Raw genomic sequence first — 24440 nt, 5'->3', positions numbered from 1 at the left:
ATCTTTATCCTTCATTACAGACCTCTTCCCGCCGCTTCCCGGAAGATCTTTTCCCATCTTTCCCTGAAAACCCGGATGGAAAACTCACGTTCGACCGTCTTGCGCGCCTTCCGACCCATCCGTATCGCCGGTTCCCGGTCGGAGAGAAGCAAGTCGATTTTCCGCCGCAGGTATTCAAGATCGTCGGAGATGAATCCGTTCACCCCGTTTTGGATCGGGGATGTGGGATGGGCCGTGGAGACGACCGGCATTCCCGTTGCCATCGCTTCGAGCATGGCCAGGTTGAACCCGTCCTCGCAGCCGGGAACGGCCGTATGAAGATAGAGACGGTGTGTGGCGTAGAGCTGTTTCAGGTCGTTCCAACTTTCCGATCGGCGGGCGTTCTGGATTTTCGGATTGTCCCCGATCAGGGTCGAGGGGAAACCGGCCGTCAGGAACCTGTGCGCGTCATAATCGAGGATCTCCGCCCGTTCGATCAGGTTGTTGGCGACCCGGAGAATCCTCGGCTGATCCCCGCGGAAATCCGGGTAATCGGCAAGGTCGATCCCGTGCGGGATCACATCGCCGTCAAGTCCCCAGTCTCGTCTCTTGGCCTCCGAGATATAGACCAGTTTGCCCCCGGTGGAGGAGATGAGTTTCCTGAGATCCGAGAGATAATCGTTCCGGTTGATACCGCTTTTTTCTTCTCGCATCCTCCCGGTCAGAGAGACATGGATCAGAAGGATTTTAGCGATCCGGTGGTGGTTGAAGTCGATATAGTCGCTGATGTTGTGGGCAAGAGCAAGATCATACTGCCCGGCGTTGATCCTTCTTCCTGCCTCTTTTCGGTCAATTAGTTCCCATCCTTTTGGCAGAGGCCGGACCGTTTCACTCCATTCCTGCAGGAAGCGGTGATGATCGCCGAGCTGTATGATATCCATCTTTACGGGCATGGAATGAAAGAGATGGAGATAGGGCTGATGAGAATTGAAGGTGACGATGTGGAAGGGATGCAAGACCATTCTCCTTCATCCGTGGACTGAATTTTCGTCATTTTATCCTGAAAGAGGCTTGTCCCACAAGGCAAATTTCAGGTCCGGGGGGAATGGGAGAAACATCGGTGTAAAGGGTCAAAGGCACAGAGCTTTTCTCCTAATGTTTCTCTCTGAGTGACCGATAAGAAAGATACAAAAGTAATTATTTTGCATCATCCCTGCAATAAAATCGGAACGGTCCATAGTGAGGAGCAGCAATGAGATTGGTCAACAAGATATGGCTCGGTTATGGGGTGGTTCTGCTGGCTCTCCTGCTTGTCCTTGTCGGTTTTCGTTATAACTCCTCCATACATGGGAATTATCGGCAGGCCGCTGAACGGAATCTGCAGATTAATGAAACACTTGCCGATCTGAAGGTTGCCGGCCTTCGTATTGTGACTTCGACGAACGAAGCGGTGGTGATCCAACTGGAGCAACCGAAAAACGCTGCAAGGCCCGGCAGTGCTCTGGATGAGGAGAAGCGTGTCTTCGATCAAGGGATTGCACCCTTCCGCGCGGCCCTCCAACGGTATGACAATTACGTGGGGTTGTGGCACCGGCATGAACGGCCGATTTTTCAGGAGATCCAATCCTCCGGGGAAAAACTGATCCAGGTCAATGCCGAATATGCCTCCCTGGTCACGAAAGAAAGCCCGGCAGAGGTAATCCTGAAGGCAAAAAAAGACTCCGAGGAGGCGGAGCAGAAATTTCTCGCCGCTGTAGATGCAGCGATTGCCCGTCATCAGGGGGAGTTTCTTCAGCAGAAGCGGGAGATGGAGTTGAGGGCAGCGCGTTACTTCTACGTTGTTCTGATCTGCTGCCTTTTCCTTTTCTTGGTCGTCTTGAGCGCGGGAAGAACGATTGCAAAACGGATCTCGCGTCCCATCGAGGAACTACGGATGGCGGCGCTCCAGATTGGGAGGGGAGAGCTGGACGTCCGGGTGGAGGTGCGGGGCCGGGATGAGATCGGACTCCTCGGGGAGACCTTCAACCGGATGGCCTCCGATTTGAAACTCTTCCGTGATGCCCTTCGGGAGTCGGGGGAGTTCGCCCGGACCGTTCTCAACAGTGTTCCCGATGCGATCTCCATCATCGACCCGGCGGATTATACGATTGTCGGAGTCAACCGGGTCTTTCTGCAGGAGTCGGGGCGGACCGAGGAAGATGTGATCGGGAAACCCTGCCATCTTGTGACCCATGGAACATCGGAGCCTTGCACGGCCTTTCACAAGGAGTGTCCCCTGAGAGAAGTGATGAAAACGGGGGAGCATGTTGTCTTCGAGCACACTCACGGCGAGGGAGAGCAAGGCCGAACCGTGGAGGTCGCTGCCTCTCCCATCCGGGACGAGGAGGGAAAAATCGTCCGGATCGTTCATGTCTCCCGGGATATCACGGAGCGGAAACAGACGGAACAGGAACTGTTAGAGAAGCATCTCGAACTACAGGAGATGTACCGGATGGTGGAGGGGAGCCGCCGGGAGTGGGAGGTCACTATGGATGCCCTCGGTGAGATGATTATTCTCATCGACGGGGAAGAGAAGGTCCGACGTTATAACCGGGCTTTCCGTCTTTTCACCGGTCTTTCGGGAGAGGAACTGGACGGTGCAGGCTGGAACCGGTTCCTCACGAACACGGATATCCGCGTGGGGACGGTCTTCGGCGAGGGGGGGATGGAATTTTTTCACCTCCCCACAAAACAGTGGTTTGTCCTGAATTCCTCTCCCTACAAGGACCCCGAATCCGGCCTCTCCGGGACGGTGATTACCATCCACAATTCGACGGAGCTGAAATACATGGCCGATGAGCTGGAGGAGATCAACCGCCGGGTCGAAAAGGAACGAACGGAATTGCAGAGTGCCCTTGATCAGCTCTCCGCCCTGATTCATGGGGTGATCCGGGAGAAAAATTTCAATACAAGATTTTCCAATCCTCACATGGTCCGGTGTCACGAGGTGAAGAACTGCACGCAAAAGAATTGTCCCTGTTACGGAAAGGATGCGAACCGGTGCTGGCAGGTTGCCGGAACCTTTTGCGGGGGGGAGGCCCAGGGAGAGTTCGCGAAGAAGATTAAAAATTGTGAGGAGTGTGCCGTGTACCAGGTGGCCACCGACGATCCGATCTACCGGATCGGGGAGAACTTTAACAATATGATGCATATTCTGCAGGTGAAGAACCGGGAGTTGGAGCAGGCCTATGCCGACCTCAAATCGACCCAGTCGCAGATCCTCCAGAGCGAGAAGATGGCCTCTATCGGTCAGTTGGCCGCAGGGGTGGCCCATGAGATCAATAATCCCATGGGGTTCATTACGAGCAACCTCGGGACCCTCGAGAAATATGTGGGTAAGCTCAGCGAGTTCATCGAGGCACAGTCGGCCTTTCTGAAGGAAGCGGCTTTGCCCGATGTTCTCACGGAAATCGACGAGATGTGGAAGAAGCTGAAACTCGATTATGTGCTGGAAGATATTCCCGAGCTGATCGAAGAGTCGCTGGAGGGGGCGGAGCGGGTCAAGAAGATCGTCCAGAATCTGAAGAGCTTTTCCCGGGTGGACCAGGCCGAATGTAAGATGGCCGATCTCCATGACTGTCTCGAAAGCACCCTCAATATCGTATGGAACGAGCTGAAATACAAATGTACGGTCACCAAGGAATATGGTGAGATCCCGCGGACCCAGTGTCATCCCCAAGAGTTGAACCAGGTCTTCATGAACCTTCTTGTCAATGCCGCCCAGTCAATCGAGAAGCAGGGGCGGATCACGATCCGGACTGAATCGGATGCAGGAATGATCCGGGTGAAAATCTCCGACACCGGGTCGGGGATCCCGCAGGACAAGCTCAAGCGGATTTTCGAGCCTTTCTTTACGACCAAGGAGGTTGGGAAAGGGACGGGGCTTGGTCTTTCCATCTGCTACGATATCGTGAAGAAACACGGTGGGGAGATCGATGTTACGAGTGAGGTCGGGAAAGGGACGACCTTCACTGTCTCCATTCCCGTGGTGGCCGGAAAAGAAATGGAGAGAGTTAGAGCAAAGGAAGGGGTCTATGGATGAGGGCGCGCTGAACCGTTCAGGGACACCCGAGGCGGACGCGTCGATTACGATTGCCGACGAATCGGTCCGGATCCTTTGCGTCGACGACGAGAAGGGGGTCCTCCGTTCGATCGAACGGGTCTTCCTCGACGAAGAGTACGAGATCCTGAAGGCGACTTCAGGAAAAGAGGGATTGCAGATCTTAAAGGAGGTTTCTCCCATTCAGATCGTTCTCTCCGACTACCGGATGCCGGAGATGAACGGTGTCGATTTCCTTCGCGAGGTTTGCAAGGGATGGCCCGAAACGGTCCGAATTGTCCTCTCCGGTTATGCCGATACGGTGGCGGTGGTAGAGGCGGTCAACGAGGGGCAGATCTACAAATTTTTGGCCAAGCCCTGGAATGACGATGAGCTGAGATTCGCCGTTTCCAATGCGCTGGAGCGTTATTTTCTCTATCAGAAGAACCGGCGGCTTACCGAGGAATTGCAGAAACGTAACAATGAACTCGCTTCCATGAATGAGAATCTCGAACAGAGGGTGGAGCAAAGAACAGAGGATTTGCTCCTTCGAAACCGGGTTCTCTCCGTCTCCCAGCATCTCCTCCAGAGTCTTCCCGTGGGGGTGCTTGGCCTCGATATGGAGGGACTGATTGTCTATTGCAACGATCAAGGGGAAAAAATCTTTCCCGGGAAGGTTGGAGAGATTATCGGAAAGGAACGGACCGCCTTCTTCTCGGAGCCCTTGAACGCTTTTATCGACAAGATCAGGGAGAAGACTTGTGCCTCCGGCAGGTTGCAACTTCACGAAGTTGTGCTGCGGCTCAAGGGGGCGGTGGTCAAGCATGAGGGAAACCAGGAGGGGATCGTAGTGGTGGTCGAAGAGGAGAGCGGCAATGGTTGAGACAGCCCTCTTCGTCGATGACGAGGAAAATGTCCTTCACTCCCTGGAACGCCTCTTTGCCGATCGAGGTGTGCAATTCCTCGGGGCCGGAAGCGCCGAAGAGGCGCTGAAGATCATCCGGGAAGAAGAGGTCGCAGTCCTGGTCTCGGATAACCGTATGCCGGGGATGACGGGGATTGCTCTCCATGCCGGAGTCAAAGAGATCTCCCCCGACACGATCCGGATCCTGATGACCGGCCATGCCGATCTGCAGACCGCCATGGATGCCATCAACCGGGGGGAGGTCTTTCGTTTCGTCGTCAAACCCTGGGACAATGAAAAACTGACCCGGATCGTGGAGGACGGACTCAACCGGTACCGGGTGGTCCGATCCCTGAAAAAGGCTGACGAGGCGACCTTGCTTTCCTTGGCCCAGGCGGTGGAGTTGAAAGATCCCTATACGCGGGGCCATTGCGATCGTGTAGCACAATACGCCCTTATGCTGGCCGGGGCTTTCGATCTGCCGGAAGAGGTTCGGCGGGAGATCAAATACGGTTCCTGGCTGCATGATTGCGGGAAGATTGGGGTTGCTGAGAGTATCCTCAATTATGCAGGGCCTCTCAACGAGAAACAGTTCAAGATGATCAAGCAGCATCCCACCTGGGGGGCGGAGGTGGCCCGTCAGGCGCAGCTCTCCGAGAGGATTGTGAATATTATCCTCTGTCATCACGAAAAATACGACGGCAGTGGATATCCCTCCGGCCGGAAAGGGCCGGAGATCCCTTTTGAAGCTCGGATCGTGTCGGTGGCCGATGTTTATGATGCCCTTGTGACGCATCGGCCCTACAAAAAAGGATTCAGTCCGGAGAAGTCCCGGGAGGTTCTGCTCTCCCTCAGAGGATCCTCTTTCGATCCTGAAATCCTTGATACATTTCTGGGACTCTCCGTCGAAACAAAGCGTCCGGGAAAGGAGCCGGTCCATGCCTGACGTTAAAACGGAAACGTGCGTGAAGGTCCTTTTTGTTGATGATGAGCGCAAGATTCTGGGTTCTCTTCGGCGGTTGATGCTCGACGAGGATGTGCAGGTCTTTACCGCTTCCTCGGGGGAGGAAGGGCTTGCGATCCTGAAGGAGAATCCCGAGATCGGCGTCATCGTTTCCGATCAGAGGATGCCCGGACTTTCCGGAGTCAGCTTCCTCAATCAGTCCCGAAAAATCGCTCCCGATGCATACCGGATCGTCCTCTCCGGCTATGCCGATATGTATGCCGCGATGGATGCCATTAACCTCGGGGGTGCTTGGCGCTACATGACGAAACCCTGGAATGATGATGACATGCTGAGTGCCATCCGGCAGGCGGCACAGCAGTACCGGAGGGAGAGTGAGAATCGAAAGCTCCGTGACATGGTGGCGGCGCAGAACGCAGAGCTAAAACAGTGGAGCGAGCAGCTCCAGCTTATGGCCCAGGAACAAACCGTGGAACTCCAGAACAAGGACGCGGCATTGAAAAGGTTGGAGGCCGAGCGGCGCCGGACCGTTCGTGATGCCGTCCGTGCCTTCTCCGATCTTTTCGAGCTGCGGGGCCGGGCGGGAAGGGGGCATGCCCGGAATGTTTCGGAGATTGCCTCGGCCGTGGCCAGAGAGATCAAGCTTTCCACCGACGAAACGGAATCGGTCCGTTTGGCGGCCCTTCTTCACGACATAGGAAAAATCCGCTTGAGCGATGCGGCGTTGATAAAACAGGTTTCGGACCTTGACCCGAAGGAACAAACGGAATACAGGCTGCATCCGCTGCGGGGGCAGGTCGCCGTTGATACGATTGAAGGAATGCGGAATGCCGGCGTGTTGATCCGCCATCATCATGAACGGCATGACGGGAAAGGCTTTCCCGACGGATATCGAGGGGAGAAGGTCCCCCGGGGGGCGAGGATCATTGCTCTGGCCGATTTCTGGGACCATACCGTGAAGTCGGTCGGAAAAGAAAACCGGGTTGAAAAGACTATGGCCCTTTTGAAGGAGGAACTGGGCAGCCGGTTTGATCCCAAACTGTTTCCTCCCTTTGAAAAATCGGTCCGGGAACTCTATTCCCGGCGTCCCGACCGGTCCGCCTACGGCGAGATCGAACTTCCGCCAACCCGGTTGAAGGCAAAGATGGTCCTTTCCAGGGACTTTCGAAGCGGGACGGATATTCTGATTCTCAAGAAACGAAGCATGATCGACCCGAAAAAGATCGAGTTGATCAAGCGATATTATCTGTTAGATCCACCGAAATGCGGGGTGTTTATACGAACCCAAAAATGATGGCTTCGTAAAAAGTCCGGTCGCCCCTTCGACGAGCTCAGGGCGAACGGCGTAAGTGATTGATATTCCGTTCGTGTGGTTCGGCGAGCTCACCATGCTCGGAAGCTTGTCGAAGCATGCACGGAACCCGGGGGATGACTTTTTGCGAGACCATTAAAAATAACGGCTTTATAAAAAGTCCGTCTGCGATTCTTTTATTATGAAGAAGGAGGGTGAAATGGAACAACTCAACTCCATCCTGCTGGTCGATGATGAGAAGAACGTGATTGCCTCACTGAAACGCTCTTTGTTTGACGAGCCCTATCGAATTTTTTCCGCGCAAGACGGAGAAGAAGCTCTGGAACTCTTGAAGAAGAAACGGGTGCAAGTGGTGGTTTCCGATGAGCACATGCCGGGGATGTCGGGAGCGGATTTCCTTGCGGAGGTCAGGAATCGCTATTCGGACATCATCCGGATCATGTTGACCGGTCATGCCGGGCTCGATACGACAATGAATGCCGTTAACCGGGGAGAAATTTACCGCTTCTTTACGAAGCCCTGGAGCGACTATGAAATCAAACTTGCTATCCGGTCGGCGGTCGAGAAATACGACCTGGAGGCGGAGAATCGCCGCCTTCTCAGCACAGTCCGGCGGCAGGCGGTGGAGTTAAAACTTCTTGCCAGAAAATACCCCGGTATTACGGAGATGCATCGAGATCAAGAGGGGATCATTGTCGTTCCCGAGATTTCGGACGATGAATATTCAGAAATCCTTGCCGATTGTGAACGGGAGTGGAGTGGAGAGAAGGTCGTGTGACTATGAAAAGCCAAAAGCAAAAGCATGCACCATGAAGGTCATGAAGGGCACAAAGAAGGCAGGCGCAAAGTCAAAAGCGTTGACCATGGGGAATGCGGGGAGATGACCGGCTCGTTAGCCCTCCCGCAGATCGAGAAAGTGTGAGGTGGAGAGGGAGTCGTTTTTAGTGTATTTTCCAACCACCCGGCGACCCTTTTGCAGATGATGCATTTCCCGCCGGAGGTCTGCCATTTTGTCTTTGGCCTGATGGATACTTTCCTTTTCCAGAGTCATCATTTGCTGGAGTAAGATCTTGATCTTCCGGGTTTCGGGGAGGAACCTTTCCGTCTCTCCGGTGGTGAGTTGATTCTTGAGGGGGTTCAGTATCCGGTCGATCCCGTTCACTTCGCGGATCAACTTTGCCATCTCCGTGAGGTTCGTCAGGAGTGGTCCCGACCCGGCGTGCAGGGCCGCAGATTGTGCCTTTCCCAACTGGACCATCCGGTTCAGGCAGAGGATCTTTTCCCGGAGCTGATTCCGGATATCTTGTTCGTTTTGTTTGTTCATAACTCAAATGGTTGCAGAGAATTCCGTTCTTGTCTCCGGGGTGAGTTCCCGAATGGAGTCCTCGGGACTTTTATGGGTAATTGCGTACCAGGCTTCCCGCAATTCCGACAAGAGGTCGACACATTCGTCAATCGCCCCTGTTTCCTTTTTCAGGTCGGCGTCGGTGATCCGCTGGAGGATATAGACGTAGATTGCCTGGAGCCGGATCGCTATATCACCTCCTTTTTCCCTGTTCAGGCAGTGGAGCAGTTCGCTTACCACGGCATGGGCACGCATCAACCCCTGGCCCTTTTCCCGGTGTTTTTCTTCTAAAAGATAGATCTTTCCCTGTTTGAGGAAATGGATTGCCCCGTCAAAGAGGAGCAGAATCAGCTTTCCGGGGTCCGCCGTCAGGACCTCCGTCTCCAGGTAGCTGTTTTGTGGATACCGGGCCATGGTGCTTTGCCTCCCCTGTTATTTCATTGAGTTGATCTGTCCGTCGAGCCAACTGCTGATGCTCGACATCTGATTCAGAAAGACTTCCATCTGGACGAATTGCTGAGTCAGGATTTCCATCCGTTTATCGATTCGGGCTTCCTTGATGTCGATGTTGTCGTTGGTGTTATCAATTTCATCGCTGATCGAATTGGTCTTGAAGCTGAGATAGCCGTCCTCGCTGTCGGTGATGTAGTAAAGCTGGGTCTTCATCTGTTCCGCGACACCGAGGGTCAGCTTCATCGATCCCACGCTGCCCGTAGCGGTTCCCGAGTACAGAATGGAGAGACCGTCCACATTGGCGTCGCCTGAATCACCGGTTAGTACCTGGCCGCTTCCGGTGGCCGCCTCGCCGTTGATCGTTCCGGCTACGTCCAGACCGGCATAGGTCCCGTCGGTGATCCCCGTCGAGGAGGCATTGGTCTGCGAGACAGTGAAGCTTTTGTCGCTCCCGTAATTATTGTCCGTGAGTACAAGGTGGTTGCCGGCATCCTTCGATGCCGTGATGTCAAGGGCGTAGCGCCCCTCCGTGTTCAACCCGGAGTTGTCGAAGGTTCCGAAGGAGAGGCCGGTGACGGCGGATGTGTTAATGGAAAAGGTGAGTTCACTGTCGCCGGTCGTCTTGTCCGTAAGCACGATCCGTCCGTCCGTGTCGAGGGTGGCATAGATGTTTTTCCCGTAGCTGTCCTCGATGGCCGAGAGGAGGTCTCCCACGTTGCCGTTCGCCAGGTCGATGGTGTAGGAACCGCTGACGGAGGCCCCGGTCCGTGTGGTGCCGCTGTAGGTGATCACGTCGCCGTCCGCGGCCGTCACCCCGTCGATGGCGCTCCAGGCCGTACTGTTCACAATCGCTGCCGAGGATGCAGTGTTTGTGGCGGTGCTTTTTCGTACTTCGGTGTACTCGGCGGCCGCTTCGGAGTTGATGGCGTTGACGATCGTGTCGATATTATCTCCGGCGGTAACGGCGATGGTGGCGATCCGGCCTCCCTCGGTCAGGGTGAAGGTGTTGTCCGCTCCGATCCCGCCGGAGAGATCGACGCTTCCCGTGACGCTTCCCTTGGTTGCCGCCTGGGTGATGTTGACGGTATAGTCTCCCTTCTGCGTCGCCTTGGTGTTCCCGATGTATTTGATGTTGCTGTTTGTCGAGGCCCCGTTGGCGGCGAAGAGGTTCCGGATATCTTCGAAATTTGTCTTCAGGTATCCGGAAAGTTTCGAAGAATCTATGGTGAGCTTTCCCTCATTATCGAAGTTGATACCCGCCAGACCGAGGGTGTTCAGGTCGGCATCGGTCCCCCAGACGGTATTGACCATGATTGTGCGCAGGTCCGACTGAATCGATGCAAGGGTCTGATCGCCGAAGAGGACGCCTCCCGTCTTTTCTTTGTCCTTGTCGTATTTGAACTGGTCGCCGATGAAGGAGCTGATATCGTTGTAATCGGAGACGAAAGTCTCAATGTTTGACTGGATCGTTGACAGGTCCCGGGCCACGGAGAGATTGATCGTGGTTCCCGATTCGACACTGAGCAGGTTGAGTGTTACTCCCTGGATGACGTCGCTTACTGTATTGGTGGAGTTTGTGATGGAAATCCCGTCCACCGTCAGCTTGGCGTCCTGCCCTGCGACGAGTTCCATGTCCCGTCCTTCCGTGGTTGCGGAGATGGTGCCGAAATCGAGGGTGCCTCCCCCTTCGTTGTTGGCGATGAGGGTGAGAGAAAGCTGACTGTCTCCGGCAGTTCCGTCCGTGATGATGATCTTCCCGTTGGACACACTTGTCGTGGCGGTTCGGGTGCCGGAACCAAAACCGTTTGTGGTATTGTTGATCCGATCGAGAAGATCCTGTACGGTATCTCCATTCTGTACGGTATAGGTGATCGGGCCGATCACCGTGCCGTTTCCCTGGGTTCCGTTGATCGTGATGGTGTCACCTGCCTGTACGCCTGCGCTTGTGCCGCCGGTCCAGATGTTGGTCATCAGGGTGGATGCGGTCATCAGGGTAGAGGCATCGCCGTCGGTATTGGCCACGGAACCGGTATGAACCTCTGTGGTAGAGGTCTGGGTTCCTTCAAGGATTCCAAGAGTCTGGAGGACATTGTTGTTGTCTGTGAAGGAGGTGGTTCCGCTGATGTCGAGTTGGTAAGTGGTGACGTTGTCTGTGGTGGTGCTGACTACGGAAGCCGTAACGCCGGTCAAGGCGTTGATATGCGAGGCGATGGTCGTCAGCGATTCCGTGGAGAGGTCGATGGCGACGTTCTGGCCGGCAATTGTCACGGTGGTACTCGTCTGGGCCGACGTAAGGCTTAGAAGGGTGCCGACGGCGGTGCTGCTGTTGGTGAAGGCATCCGATTTTGCACCGTCGCTGGTGGCGTTCTTAAGGCTGACCGATGATGATATCAGTCCCAGGTTCTGGAGAATATTCGAGGTGTTGGCCTCTAAAAGTCCGATGCCGTCCGATCCTTCAGTGTCGCTGGTGAGAATCAGGCGGTAGTCACTTGTCCCGTTCTGCAGGATCGTGGCGGTAACGCTTGATGCGTTGCTTCCCGAATTAACGGCATTGATCTTGTCAGCAATGGTCTGCAGGTTATCGGAGGCCTCAATGGCGACGACTCGATCGTTGATAAGAATGTCGCCGGTGTAGCCGAGGGCCGAGGTTTTGTCGGCGAAACTTCCGGAGGAGAGCTTCTGTGCCTGTGCGAGTTGTGTGAGCTGAATGGAGTAAGAGCCTTCCGCTGCATTGGTTCCGACAGAGGCGGTCAATAATTTATCCGCACTGGTGGTGGAAGAAGAGGATGTCGCGGCGCTGAAGAGGTCGAAGGCGGAGGCCGTATTGATCGCAGAGGCCGAGGTCTGGAGACTCAGCAGGCGGGTGTTGACATCCTGCCAGGCCGTGAGCTTGTTCTGATCCTCCTGGACATGATTCTGGAGCAATGTGATCGGGCGTTCTTCAACCTCGCGGATTTTGTCGACCATGCTTTGCCAGTCAAATCCGGAAGAGAGTCCGCTGATGGAACTTGTGCTGACCATAGCTTTCCTTGTCGAAAATTCCCAAACCTTGTGTATCCCTTTTTATGCAAGGGGAGTGCGGGGGATGGCCGGCACGCTCTGAAATCCCCCTGAATCCCCCCTTGCCAAAGGGGGACTTGAAACCGGAGGTGTCCATCCGGCTTGCCTGTTTATCCTATACGTCTTCTTCCAGCAGAAGTCCCGACATGCTCGGACCATTCTGCGGTTTCAGAAGATCCTCCGGCGGGATTTTCCGGATCAGCTTTCCGTCCGACTTCCGGTGGACTTCGATGACCACCTGACCGTTTTTATGGTTGACGTAGAAGTTTAATTCCCGGCCGTTGGCATCCAGGAACTTCTGGATGTCCTTTGCGGTTTCCTCTATTTTCTGTATCTGTGCAGCGGTCAGAGCCTTTGTTGCCGGTTGTTCTGAATCCTTCTTTTGTACCTCTGACTGTGTTATGGAGGGAATCTCCATTATGTTTTGAGTCGAAGCTGTCCGGGGTGCCGGGCGATCGGCGGTCCTTCCGGTTGTACTCTTTTCCGGCGGAGATCCCATGACCGCTGATGAGAGTTCAATCAGGTTCATGATCTTTCTCCCGCAGGGGCACTGACGGGAAGGGATCTTCCCGTCAGTGCCCCTGATCGTTCACCTCTGTGGCTGCATTATTTCAGCAGCGAGAGGATGACCTGCGGTGCGGCGTTGGCCTGGGCCAGCATTGAGGTCCCGGCCTGAAGCAGGATCTGGTTCTTGGTAAAGGTCGTCATCTCTGATGCCATGTCGGCATCCCGGATGACCGAATCGGCCGCCGTGACGTTCTCGATCGTGGTTGCCAGGTTGGCTGAGGCGTAGCCGAGCCGGTTCTGGACGGCACCGATGTCGCCGCGGATTCCGGCAACGTCATCAATCGCCTGATCAATGATGTTGATGGCCACCTGGGAGTCACTTCCCGTCGTCAGGTCGACATCGGTCAGGTAACTTGACGAGGCACTTCCCAGAACTGCCGTATTGGCGTCACCGATGGAGAATGTGATCCTATCCTGGGAAGTGTTGCCGGCGCCGACCTGGAAGGTCGATCCGGATCCGGCAGAGATGGTCATGGTGCCCATGGCGGTGAAAGCGGCGGCGATTGCCGTCGTACTTGCCGCCGACGTGGTTTTGAAGGAGATGTCGAAGGTCGAAAAATTCGCTGTTCCGGCCGTGGTTATTGTCACGGTCTGGGAGATGCCTCCACTGGTGAGGGTCAGGTTGGAGCCGGAAGCCGTGATGGTGTAAGTTCCCGCTGAGGCGTCTGAAACGGACATATCGTAAACATTGGCGATGGCGGCGATGGAACCGGCATCATTCGTACTCAGGGTGGAGGCGCCGTTAAAGGAGCCGTCGATCAGCTTGGTGCCGGCATAATTGGTGGAATCCGCGATCCGGTCGATTTCGTTCTTCAACTGGGTGGCTTCGGAATTCAGCTTGTCCCGGTTGGAGGAACTCGTGTTGTCCGAAGCCGCCTGTGTGGCCAGTTCCTTCAGGCGGGTCAGCATGTTCCCGATCTGGTCCAGCGCCCCTTCAGCGACCTGCAGGAGGGAATTCGCCTCCGACGTATTCCGGGAGGCTACCTGGTAACTCTTGATGTCGGCACGCAGTCCTTCCGACACGGCGAGGCCTGCGGCGTCGTCTGCGGCCCGGTTGATCCGATAACCGGAGGAGAGACGTTCCAGCGACTTGGACAGAGCATTGTCCGTAATCGTCAAGTGGCGGTGTGCATTTAATGCTGCAATATTATTCTGAATTCTCAGTCCCATGATTTTTCCTCCTTGGAAAATGGGGATTTCTCAAAGGGGGCCTCCCTTGAGAAATTGTTTTTTCGGCATCCCTGCCGGTCTTGTGGCGGCTCCTGATTTACCCCGGGAACGTCAGGGGGGGGACCGACTCCCATTTCACTGTCTTCTCACCTCCTTCGTCCAGAAGATTTCATCACTCATACAGCGTCGGAGTGATTGCTTTCCATCTGCTGAACCTATCGGCAGGTGAGGGGGAAGACTTTAGATTCTTTTCAATCTATTCCTGAAACCGGCTTGTTTTCAGGGAAACCGGGTTCTCTTGATGCGTGCTATCGTTCATTCGGGTGATTTGCTTACGGGATCTGCAAATCGGTACACCGAGAATATTTCTTCCAGTTCTTTCAAAAGGTTACATCCACTATCCAGCACTGTGGCAAAGGCTTGCATGACCGAAGGGAAGTCCCTTGCCTCGATTTGCTGCTGACCGGTATTGTAGAATTCCGTCAATGGCCGAAGGAGCGGGGTTCGGCGGCCCTGTTCAAGAATTGCCGTATGAAGTTCCTTGAAGCGGCGTGCCCCCTGGACAATCCCTTTTCCTTCACGGGATTGGATGAAGAGAGTTGAGGCCAGGCTCCGTGCCTCTTCCATCCACCCTTTGAGCATTGTCAGATCCGCAATCAAGCGGTCCATTTTCTCCCTTCCGGGGATTCCGGAAGAGGCCGGAAATACCTTTGTACCTTGCGGCAATCCATTCAACCTTTTTTTCCAGAATTGGTCGTAGATCTCTCGAAAACGGTCTTCAAGTGTTTCCGAACGGTGGAGCAATGGACGGTGGCTCAGGAAATTGCCGTCGCCGAAATACGATTCATGCACCTTGATATTCCGAAACGTATCATCGTCCGGTATCGGTGTCCTGTTGAGTATGTACCGGAGGGTATGGTGGACGGCCGAGGGTGTCAGGATTCTCCGGCAGCGCATGTCGGAACAAGGTGTTCTCAAGCTACAGGGAGCGCACGGACAGTCTGCCTGCATGGCCGCATGTCCTTCGCCGTAGGGAGAAGTCTCCCGGAACCAGACATGCCCCATATGCAGAGAGAGGACCCTGGTTCCGACGGCCGCTGCCAGATGGGAGGTACCGGTATCGTTGCTGATGAGGAGACGGCATCGGGAGAGGAGAGCTGCGAGATGGCCGATCCGCGTCTTTCCGGCGAGGTTGACGATCCGGCCTGGTGCGATTGCCTTGATCCTCTCTGCGAGAGGGGTCTCCGAAGAGACACCGAAGAGGAGGACTTTTTCCTTCTGCTCTGCCGAGATCATTTCTGCGAGCCGGGTGAAGGATTCCGCCGGCCATTGTTTCCGGACCTCCCTTGCACCGATCTGAATCCCGATGAGCGGTGTCTCCGGTGTGATGCCGGCAGCCTGGAGAATCTCCATGGCCTCCGTCCACTCTTCTTCGGAGACCTGAAAGGAGAGTTCTCTTCTTTGCAGGGGGTGCCGGAGGATCAGCCGGTGAAGGTCGACGACATGAAGGGTGTTTAACTTCCGATGAGCGAGCATCTGTCTGAGATAGCGGATCGAAGCCCCCCGGATCCGGATCCGGTTTCCTTCCGCCTGAACCATCCCTTTTTTTTGCTTTCCTCGGCTCATCCGCGCGATCCGTGCCCCGAGCCGGGTGTACGTCATATTGAGGATCAGATCAAAAGGCTCATCCAGAAGTCCGCCGATCTGGTCACGGATCTCATTTTCGGGAACAAACGCCGTCCTGCCTCCTCCGATCCAGGTACTTGTATCGAATGTGACGATTCGTGATACTTGGGGCAGATGCAGGGCGGTTTCCGTGAGGTCCTCCCGGACAAGGAGTGTAACGGCCCCTCCCCGGAAGGTAATCTCTTCAATCACCGGTGTCGCCTGGATCAGGTCTCCCAACTCGCAGAGGTTGATAATCAGGACTTTTTGAGGAGGCGAGGGGGAGGATGCAATCGAGGGAGTGCTGACCGTTTCGTCAGACAAGGAGAATACGGCACGGAATCGATGCAGTTCCGCGTGGTCGGGATGCCGGTGTAGAAGTTGCTGCAGGATCGTCTCCCCGAGTTCTCTTTTTTGATGTATGTTGCAGAAGTTGAGAATCTTGATACCGAGTTCCGGATCCCATTTCCCTTCGGCAAGCCCTTCTTCCATGAAACGCTGTGCCTCCGGTTCGCAGCCCAGGTGCGCTGCGGCATATCCGGCCGTGATCAGAAGCGGTGCGATCCGGCCGATGGTGTTGACCGGGAGCTCGCTGCAACGGTGTTCCCGGTAGGCCCTGACGGCTTGCCGGAATTTTTTGCTCCACTCCAGGGTTTCCCGGTATTGCTTCTCGTAATAAGAAGACATGGCCAGAACCCAAAAGAGGTCGAGATGATCCGGACGGCTCTTCAATCCCTCCATGCAAACAGATGCAGCCAAGTCGTACCTGCCGTCGGCGAGGGCGGCCCGTGCGGTCAGGTAAATCAGGTTCGAAAATAGGGGCGGGTAGGGAGCGGAGAGCTGTTCAAAGAGTCGAAGTCCCTGCAGGCCGCTTTCCAGCGCCTCGGCATGGTCTCCGTGATTCAGCAGAGAGAGTGTGAGGTTGTGGAGCGGAAGAGGGCTTGACGGTTCCTGCCGAATCTGTTTTTTTGTGAGGGAAAGGGTTCGTTGAAACTTTGCCTCCATTTTCTTCGGGGAGAGTGCATACCCGTAGTGGAGGAGTGTAACCGGGAATGTTCTTCCTTCTCCGTTGCAGATCACCTGGTTATGGACGATACCGGAGAAATGGATCCCGCGGCCGTTCCGAAAAATCCGCAGGGCCGGAAATTCGGAAAGAATTCCGCCGGCACCGTCCAGGTTGCGGATACTCAGGAGAAGATGATCCACATTCTTCCGGATTTCCGAGAGCATTTTTCGGAGTTTCGGTCCGTCGTTGAAAAAAAGTTCTTCGTCGGCGTCGAGGTAAAAGATCCAGTCACCCGCCGCCCTTTCGATCGAGCGGTTCCGTGCGGCGGAAAAATCATCTTCCCACGGGTGGTGAATCAGCCGGTCCGCGTATCTTTCGGCAATGGTAACGGTTCCATCGGTTGAACCGGTGTCGACGAGGATCAGTTCATCGGTAAACGGTCGGATGGATGCAAGGCACCGTTCGAGGCAATCTTCTTCATCTCGGACGATCATGCAGGTGCTGAGCAACGGAGAACGCATGGTTTCCTTATATTTTTTATCCATGAAGGAAAACGATTCAGGCCGGGACTCCCTTATTCCCTGTTGTCTGAAGGGGAAGGGATCGGTTTATTGTTTTACATGCCTGCCGGTGTCCGGATCTGTTCCAGAAGGTATTCAGCCTCCTTGTCCGACGGGTCAAGGTCCAGTGCCTTTTGGTAGTATGCTGAAGCGTTGTTGCCATCTCCTTCCCGGGTGAGACAATCGGCAACGGCTTTCAGAATATACGTGTCTTCCGGGTCGAGGGTGAGATGCTTCTCATAGTGGCCCCGGGCGGTTTCCGTTTCGCCCTGTCCGTGGTAGAAGAGCCCGATCTCCCGATAACGGATGGGGTTCTTCATATCTTCTTGAAGGTAGTCCTGAAACAGCCGGGCGGCTCTTTCTTTTTCTCCCAGGGCAAAAGAGGCATGACCGAGCATCTTTAGAGCCCTGGGTTTGAACTCGAGGGTTCCAAGAGGAACGTCGGCGGGGATTCCCTCTCTGGAATATTTTTCCAGAAGCCTGAGATAGCGGTCTCCCATCTCCCGGACGGTTGGAAAATCGTCGATCTGGTAGGCTGCGAGCATGATCAAATAACAGGAGTCGAGATGCTCCGGGTTTTGTTCCATGCACTCCCGTGCAACCGCGATGGCCCGGTCGTAGTCCCCATCGGCACAGAGTGTGGCGGCGACCACGTAGCGTCCATAATAGAGCCAGGGCGGAAAGATTCCTTGCTGTCGGGCCAGCCGATACGCCTCTTCTCCGGCCTCGACCGCTTTCGCATTCATCTTCGCCATGGAAAAGGAGAGACAAAGATTATGGTGGGGCCAGGGATTTTCGGGGTCGGCGGCGATCTGCTTTTGCAGCAACTCGATCGTCCGGTCCCGCTTTGCCTCCATCTTCCCGGGAGAAAGGGCATAGCCGTAGTGGTGGATCCGGATTCCTGAGGAGATTCTCCGGCCCTCAATCCGGATCTGGTTGTGGACGATTCCTTCGTAGTGAAAGCCCATGCCGTTCCGGAAGAGGCGGGGATAATGAATGGTCGCGTTGACGATCCCTTCGCTGTCGTAGTTGAGAATTTCCACATCCTGGTGCGTGATCTCTTCCGGAACCTCCTGAATTACGGTTTTCAGACGTGGAGCATCGGCGGCATCGACCACTTCATCGGCATCGAGCTGAAGGATCCAGTCCCCGGCGGCATATTGAAGGGCTTGGTTTCGTGCCTTCGAAAAATCTCCCTCCCAGGGATGGAAGTAGATCTTGTCCGTGTAGCGTCGGGCGATCTCCACCGTTCTGTCCGTGGAGCCGGTGTCGACGATGACCAGTTCATCCACATATCCCCGGATCGAATCGAGACAACGAGGGAGCTTCTCTTCTTCATTTTTCACCATCATGCAGACGGAGAGCTTCGGTATCTCGGCCGCTTCCGTTCCGGCAGGGGCGGCGCACCGATCAAGGTTGACCGCAGCGTCCCGGTAGCCGGGGTCGGCGTTGAGGGCATTCCGGAAGAACCGTTCCGCTTCCTGCCGGTTTCCTTTCACAAGGGCGAGACAGCCCCGATCGTTCAGGGCTTGGGGAGAGTTCGGATGGTCCCGGAGGGCAATCTCCAGGGTTGTAACGGCGTCCTCCAGCTTTCCCTGAAGGACTTCTGCCTGTGCCAGTCCGATCCGGCAGCTTTCGTTCTTCGGGTCGTGACGCAGCGCGGAACGAAAGGCCCGTTCTGCAGCGTCCCCCTTTTGCAGCCGCAGAGAGACAATACCCCGGAGCCGCAGAAGGGGAAGATCCTCCTGCCCGGGAGGGAGAGATGCAAAAACCTGTTCGGCTCTTTCATAGGATTCCAACTGGTACAGGGTGATCCCGAGAAGAATCCGTGCCTCCCGGAAGTCCGGGTCGATTCGGCAGGCTCTTTCCAGATATGGCAGGGCTTCCTCCGTTCGTCCGAGTTCGACAAGGGTTCCGCCAATCTCATAACCGGCCCGGCTGTCCGCCGGATCTTCTTTCTGTTTTTCCCGGGCCAGATGTAGGTAGTATTCCAGTTTCCGGTGGAGAAATTCATTTCCTCGGGTCTTACCGAAGTGATGGATCGGGACGGAAAGAAGGGGATGGGGGATGCTCGCTGCATCGAGAGACTCTTCCACCCGTTCGTGGACCCGATGGACGAAACGAATTTTCGGATTTCTCCGGAACAGGCGGGTGAGGGAAACATCGAAATGACCGGGAAAGGCTCCTTCTTCTTCATACGCGCCACGGTTCTGCCGCCACCCGAAGGCATCCCGGTCATGGGTGTAGTTTCGTTGAATCAGATCAAAGGCCATGGCGCCGGGGGTGTTCAGCGCCTCCCGAATTTTCGCATGGTCTTTGGCGGAGATCTTTTCATCGGCATCGAGAACGAGGATCCATTCCCCCGTGGCATGATGGATGGATACGTTTCGGGCCTTGCTGAAATCATCGGCCCAGGGATGGGAGAAGATCTTTTCGGTATAGCGGCGTGCGATCTCAACGGTCTTGTCCGTGGATCCCGTGTCAATGATGATGATCTCATCGACCAGTCCCTGCACGCTCTCCAGGCATCCGGCAAGCATCTCTTCTTCGTTTTTCACGATCATGCAGAGGGAGAGGTTCGGGCTTTTTTGTCTGTTCTTGCCTTCGTTTTTCGGGGGGGTGATTCCGTCCCGGATGACGCCGGCCTTCTCCGTTTCTCCGATCGCGTCATAAAAGATCTCGATGGAACGGATAAAATCAAGATCTTTCCGGCCGCTTTCGATCGCCCGGATCAGCCAGGCATCCCCTTCCGCAGGATTACCCAGGCGGTAGAAGGCCCCGCCGATCATGGCCATGACGTTATGGGCCCGTTCCTGGGTGTAAACGGGAACCGGTTCTATGACCGCCCCGTCCTTTCGTTTTTCCACAACGGTCAGGAATTGTTTTCCCGTCCGGATACACTCGTCCCATGGACCCTGGTCGGCGGCGATCAGGGTTAGGAGGTACCATCCGTCGGGATGGTCGGGGGCGAAGGTCCGGGCGGATTCGGCGAAGGTCCGGGCGGCTTCCATCTCCCCTTTCAGATAGTGGTGCGTTGCCGCTGCATAGCAGGTCTGCACCAGGTAACGGGGCCGTACCCCCTGTGCGCGTGCCAGATCAACGGCCCGATGCCCGGCGTCAATCGCTTTTTCTTCTTCTCCGAGGGCCTTCAGGGAGAGACAGAGGTTATGGTAATGAAAAGGATTCTCCGGGTCGGCGTTGATCTCCCGTTCGATCATCCGGCAGTTGCGAAGATATTTCTCCCGTTCCCGGTCATCCCCCCGTCCGTAGCCGTCGTGCAGGAAGTGCAGGCCGCAATGGATCCCCTTCCCCCCGATCACGAGCTGCTCGTGGATCCTTCCCTCGAATCGGCCGGCGAGATGGTTCCGAAATAGACGGGGGAGGCTCATGACGGTACCGGTCTGACCATCGGCCCCAAGGTTCCACCGGTCAAGATAGAAGTGTGTGATTGTGCTTTCCGCACGGGAAACGATTTCCCGGAGTTTTCCGGCCTCTTCCGGGCGGAACCATTCATCGGCATCAAGGACCAGAATCCACTCCGACGATGCATGATTGATGGATACATTTCGTGCTTCGCTGAAATCGTCCGACCAGGGGTGTAAGTAGACCCGGTCGGTGTAGCGGCGTGCGATTTCAACGGTTTTGTCTTCCGACCCGGTATCGACAATGACGATCTCATCCAGGAAATCCTTGACCGAGTCGAGACAGCGGGGGAGGCCCTGTTCTCCGTTCTTAACGATCACGGCAAGAGAGATCTTCCCGTTCTGCCGTATCGCTGGACCGGTGGATTCATGGAGCCCGGCGCGGGCGATCTCCAGATTTTGCCTGGCCTGTTCATTGCCCGGCTCAAAGTCGAGAATGGTTTCCAACTCTCTGCATGCAAGTTCCATCCGTCCCGTTCTTGCATAGAGAACGGCCAAGTCGTTTCTTGATGAGGCGAAACGGGGATTGATAGATATTGATTCTTTGAGGTGTCCTTCCGCATTCCCGGAATCCCCGGTGATCAGTTCGGAGAAGCCGAGACTCCAGTAGGCGAGGAAGTGACCGGATTGGAGGTGAATGGCCTTTCGGAACAGATCGATGGCCTTTGTGTGCTGCTCCAGTCTTTGATGGACGACGCCGAGGTTATAGGTGCAGTCAGCGCTTTCCGGCTCTATCCGGCAGGCTTCTTCGCACCTCTTTTGTGCTTCTTTGTTTCGGCCGAGTTCCATCAGTGCGGTTCCGAGAAGGAGATAAGGCTTGGCGGAGTCCGGTTTGAGTCGGACCAGTTCTTCCAGGAGGGGAATCGCTTTGGCGAACTCTTTCAATGAGATCATCTGTGCGGCCAGTTCGAATGCGGCCCTGGGGTCGTCCGGTCTTTCTTTCATCTTGATTTCTCCCAATTCACGGTAGAGTGCTCCTTTGATGATTCCCCGGTCATCGTCCCGGACCTTCCCGAAGTGATGAATCGGAATTGCCAGGCGTTCTACGGGAAGACCGGCTTCCGCAATGGAGGGCTCGACGAGTTCGTGGATACGGTCCCGAAACCGAATTTCCGGACGGCGACGGAAGAGGCGGATCAATTCGGATTCAATATAGCCTGAAAATTTCCTGCTCTCGTCGTATCGTCCGTCGTTCTTTTTCCAGTGCAGGAGCGTCGCATCGTCGGTGTAGGATCTCTGTATCATGGAACAGGCGGAGACCTCGGGGTTTTGAATCGTCTCTATAATCTTTTCAAGATCTCCGGGTGCAATGATTTCGTCGGCATCAAGGACGAGGATCCATTTCCCCCGGGCATAGTCGAGGGAGAGGTTCCGGGCCTCGCTGAAGTCATCTTTCCAGTTATGGCGAATGATCCGGGCGCCGAAGGAGGCGGCGATGTCGCAGGTGTTGTCCTCCGACCCCGTATCGACGATGACGATCTCGTCAACGACCTCGGCGACGCTTTTCAGGCATCTTCCCAGTACCTCCTCTTCGTTTTTCACGATCATGCAGAGAGAAAGCAGGGGCCGGGTTGTCGAACATCTCAGGTAGGTATCCCATTCGGAGGCGATCTTCGCCCAGGTGTGATGCCTTCTGATGAAGGCCCGTCCCCGTTCCGAGAGTTCCCGCCATGAGGTGTCGTCCCGCATCAGTCGAAGGGTCTCCTCAACGAACCGGTCCCGGTAAAAGGTGGAATTGGGGTTGCCGGGGACGAAGACCCCTCCGGCCACCGATTCCGGCAGGGCCGCCAGGGGGGTTGTGACGATCGGGAGTCCGGCGGCCTGGGCTTCTAAAACCGCGATACAGGAGGTTTCTCGCCAGATCGAAGGGTAGAGAAGAAGCCGTGCCTTTTTGAGTTCGTTATAGAGAGCTTCCTTCGGAACGCAGCCTCGCAGCACGACGCCGGGCTGATCCAGCTTCGGGAGGATCGGCTGCATCTCCGGGTCACTTTCGAGATCCTGCGCCTGGGTATAGGTGAAGATGTGGAGTTCCGCTTCCGGCGCCTGCTCCCGAATTTTCGGGAAGAGATCAAGCAGGATGGAAAGGCCCCGGTCGGGGCGGCTGATATAGAGGAGCCGGTTCCGGTCACGGGGATATTCTCCGGTCGGAAAGAGGAAGAGGTCGATCCCGTTACGGGAGATCGTGAACCGGTGACGGGGAACCCGGAAGTGCTCGGCATAGGTCTCCGCCTGCCAGCGGCTGACGGTGAGGATTTCGTCGGCTGGAAGGTCTCCGAGATTCTCCTTCCGGATATATTCGGCCTGGCAGTCATCATGGACCCAGAAGATCTTCCGCTCGGCATTGACCCCGGCCCGGAACGGCATGGGGACCCGGGAAGAGATGAAGACAGGGATCCTGTTCCATCGGTTCAGAAGGAAGAAGTCGGCAAGGTTCCGGTATTCCACTCCTTCATGGACCGAGACCTCCTGCGTACCGTTGTAGACGATGACCCCCCTTCCGAGACGGGCAAGCTCCCGCGCCATGGACATCAGGGCTGTTTCACTGCCGCCTACGGCCCGGACCCCCAGGTCGGCGGGGGTGAAGTTCCCCACGGTATAAAAAACGATATCCAGATTATCCCGTTGCAGTGTGATGCCGAGTTCCTCCGCCGTGGCCCGGTAGTTTTCGTAGGCGTCGTCATAGAGAACGTAGTGGGAAATTGCCTCCCGGAAGGCGGCGAGGGCCTTCTCCGGTTCCCCCGCCTTCCGGTAGAGGAGGCCGAGGCGGTGATAGGGCTCGGGATGATCGGGATGCCTTGCAATTTCATTTCGGCAGGCGGAGATAGAGTCTTTCGAACCACCGATATTTCCTATCCCCGCCTGCTTTGCTTTGTGTGCAGACAGTTCCCTGTCTAATTCATGGCTCCACTCCTTCGCAATCACCTCCCATCGATATTCGGAAAAGGCCCGCCTCCGGGCGCGTTGACTGAATGTTCTCCATTTCTCACGGTCTTGAAGAAAAGAGACGATTTCTCCGATGAATTGTTTTCCGTATTTCTCCGTCCGGCTGTCTCCGGGGATGAGAATCCCCGTTTCGCCCTGCCGGACCGTTTCGTTGAGTCCCCCCAGTGCTGTGGTGACGACCGGCACTCCCGCCGCCTGTGCCTCGATGGCGGCGATGCAGGAGGTCTCGGCAAAATGGTTCGGGTAGGCCAGGAGGGCCGATTGCATCAGTTCCTTTGCCAACCGATCCTGGGGAACCGTGCCGATCAGCCGGACGCCGGGCTGCTCCGCCTTCCGGTAGAGTTCTCCATACTCCTTTTCATCTTCTTCACGATTGACTCCGTAGACGGCCATACTGCTGTAAATATAAAGTTCCGCATCGGGGACCGCATTCCGGATTTCAGGGAAGAGATTCAGCAGGACGTCGAGTCCTCGAAAAGGGGTGCTTGAATAGACCAGTCGTGGCGGACGTTCGTCTGTACAGGGGCCTTCATAGAAGGGGGAGTGAAAACCGTTCCGGCTGATGTAAAACTTTTCATCGTTGATCCGGAAATGACGTCGGTAGGTTTCGGCCTGCCAGCGGCTGACCGTGACGACCCGGTCGATCTTCCGCACCAGCGAAGGGTCCATGAGGCACTGGATATGGGGCTGATCGAAGCTGTCCTCGGCCCAGAGCCATTTGAGCTGTGCCGGGATCGGTTCGGCCAGGACCTGAGGAATCCGAAGCGATACGAAAAGGTCGGGACGGGAAAGTTGAAAGAAGGCAGGGAGCTCCGAGATGTTTTGATAGATCACTTTGTCGTAGGTCCCCGGCGCGTCGCAGTTGCAGAAGACATGGATGCTGTGGCCGATCCGGGCCAGTTCCCGGGCCATGTGAATCAGGGCGCTCTCCGATCCTCCCAGTCCCCGGGTGAGGATCGTCCCCGGATGGAAGGGGGTGCTGTGAGTATAAAATATAATGGCACTCATCTTT

The 24440-nt window shown here is 55.7% G+C and carries 13 protein-coding genes; 5 read left to right on the top strand and 8 right to left on the bottom strand.

The genetic code is table 11. The features are described 5' to 3' along the window. Window positions 1–14 precede the first annotated feature (14 nt). Window positions 15–1001 (bottom strand): glycosyltransferase family 4 protein, encoded by a 987-nt coding sequence (locus GXP58_08005; GenBank protein ID NOY53548.1) that lies wholly within the window; start codon window positions 999–1001, stop codon window positions 15–17. 230 nt (window positions 1002–1231) lie between these two features. Between GXP58_08005 and GXP58_08000 the strand changes: the two genes are divergently transcribed. The 5 genes from GXP58_08000 to GXP58_07980 all read left to right on the top strand — a co-directional run bounded on the left by GXP58_08000 (window position 1232) and on the right by GXP58_07980 (window position 8015). After that, the gene (locus GXP58_08000; protein ID NOY53547.1) at window positions 1232–4060 is read left to right on the top strand and encodes a PAS domain S-box protein; all 2829 of its coding nucleotides are present in this window, start codon (window positions 1232–1234) and stop codon (window positions 4058–4060) included. Beyond that, entirely contained in the window at window positions 4053–4940 is an 888-nt protein-coding gene (locus GXP58_07995; GenBank protein ID NOY53546.1) for a response regulator, read from the top strand. The genes GXP58_08000 and GXP58_07995 overlap by 8 nt, the downstream gene beginning before the upstream one ends. Beyond that, window positions 4933–5907 carry a response regulator gene (locus tag GXP58_07990; GenBank protein NOY53545.1) on the top strand — a complete coding sequence of 325 codons (975 nt, stop codon included), beginning with the start codon at window positions 4933–4935 and terminating at the stop codon, window positions 5905–5907. The genes GXP58_07995 and GXP58_07990 overlap by 8 nt, the downstream gene beginning before the upstream one ends. Further along, on the top strand, window positions 5900–7219 hold the full coding sequence (locus tag GXP58_07985; GenBank protein ID NOY53544.1) for a response regulator: 1320 nt from the start codon (window positions 5900–5902) through the stop codon (window positions 7217–7219). The genes GXP58_07990 and GXP58_07985 overlap by 8 nt, the downstream gene beginning before the upstream one ends. Before the next feature lie 199 nt (window positions 7220–7418). Further along, window positions 7419–8015 (top strand): response regulator, encoded by a 597-nt coding sequence (locus tag GXP58_07980; GenBank protein ID NOY53543.1) that lies wholly within the window; start codon window positions 7419–7421, stop codon window positions 8013–8015. Window positions 8016–8129: 114 nt separating this feature from the next. On the opposite strand, the gene GXP58_07975 is transcribed toward GXP58_07980, so the two are convergent. From GXP58_07975 to GXP58_07945, 7 genes are all read right to left on the bottom strand, one after another. After that, window positions 8130–8561 (bottom strand): hypothetical protein, encoded by a 432-nt coding sequence (locus GXP58_07975; GenBank protein ID NOY53542.1) that lies wholly within the window; start codon window positions 8559–8561, stop codon window positions 8130–8132. A gap of 3 nt (window positions 8562–8564) precedes the next feature. Further along, on the bottom strand, window positions 8565–8996 hold the full coding sequence (gene fliS / locus GXP58_07970; GenBank protein ID NOY53541.1) for a flagellar export chaperone FliS: 432 nt from the start codon (window positions 8994–8996) through the stop codon (window positions 8565–8567). 18 nt (window positions 8997–9014) lie between these two features. Further along, window positions 9015–12056: a flagellar filament capping protein FliD gene (gene fliD, locus GXP58_07965; GenBank protein NOY53540.1), complete on the bottom strand. Its 3042-nt coding sequence runs from the start codon at window positions 12054–12056 to the stop codon at window positions 9015–9017. Window positions 12057–12210: 154 nt separating this feature from the next. Next, window positions 12211–12624, bottom strand: a complete 414-nt coding sequence (locus GXP58_07960) for a flagellar protein FlaG (GenBank protein NOY53539.1) — start codon at window positions 12622–12624, stop codon at window positions 12211–12213. A gap of 77 nt (window positions 12625–12701) precedes the next feature. Continuing rightward, window positions 12702–13832 (bottom strand): flagellin, encoded by a 1131-nt coding sequence (locus tag GXP58_07955; protein NOY53538.1) that lies wholly within the window; start codon window positions 13830–13832, stop codon window positions 12702–12704. Window positions 13833–14147: 315 nt separating this feature from the next. After that, complete coding sequence (locus tag GXP58_07950; protein NOY53537.1) at window positions 14148–17024, bottom strand: glycosyltransferase; 2877 nt, start codon at window positions 17022–17024, stop codon at window positions 14148–14150. A gap of 95 nt (window positions 17025–17119) precedes the next feature. Further along, window positions 17120–24436 carry a glycosyltransferase gene (locus GXP58_07945; protein NOY53536.1) on the bottom strand — a complete coding sequence of 2439 codons (7317 nt, stop codon included), beginning with the start codon at window positions 24434–24436 and terminating at the stop codon, window positions 17120–17122. Between the last annotated feature and the right edge of the window lie 4 nt (window positions 24437–24440).

Source organism: Deltaproteobacteria bacterium (assembly GCA_013151235.1).
Lineage (GTDB): Bacteria > CG2-30-53-67 > CG2-30-53-67 > CG2-30-53-67 > CG2-30-53-67 > JAADIO01.
This window is presented reverse-complemented; position numbering and strand designations above follow the sequence as displayed.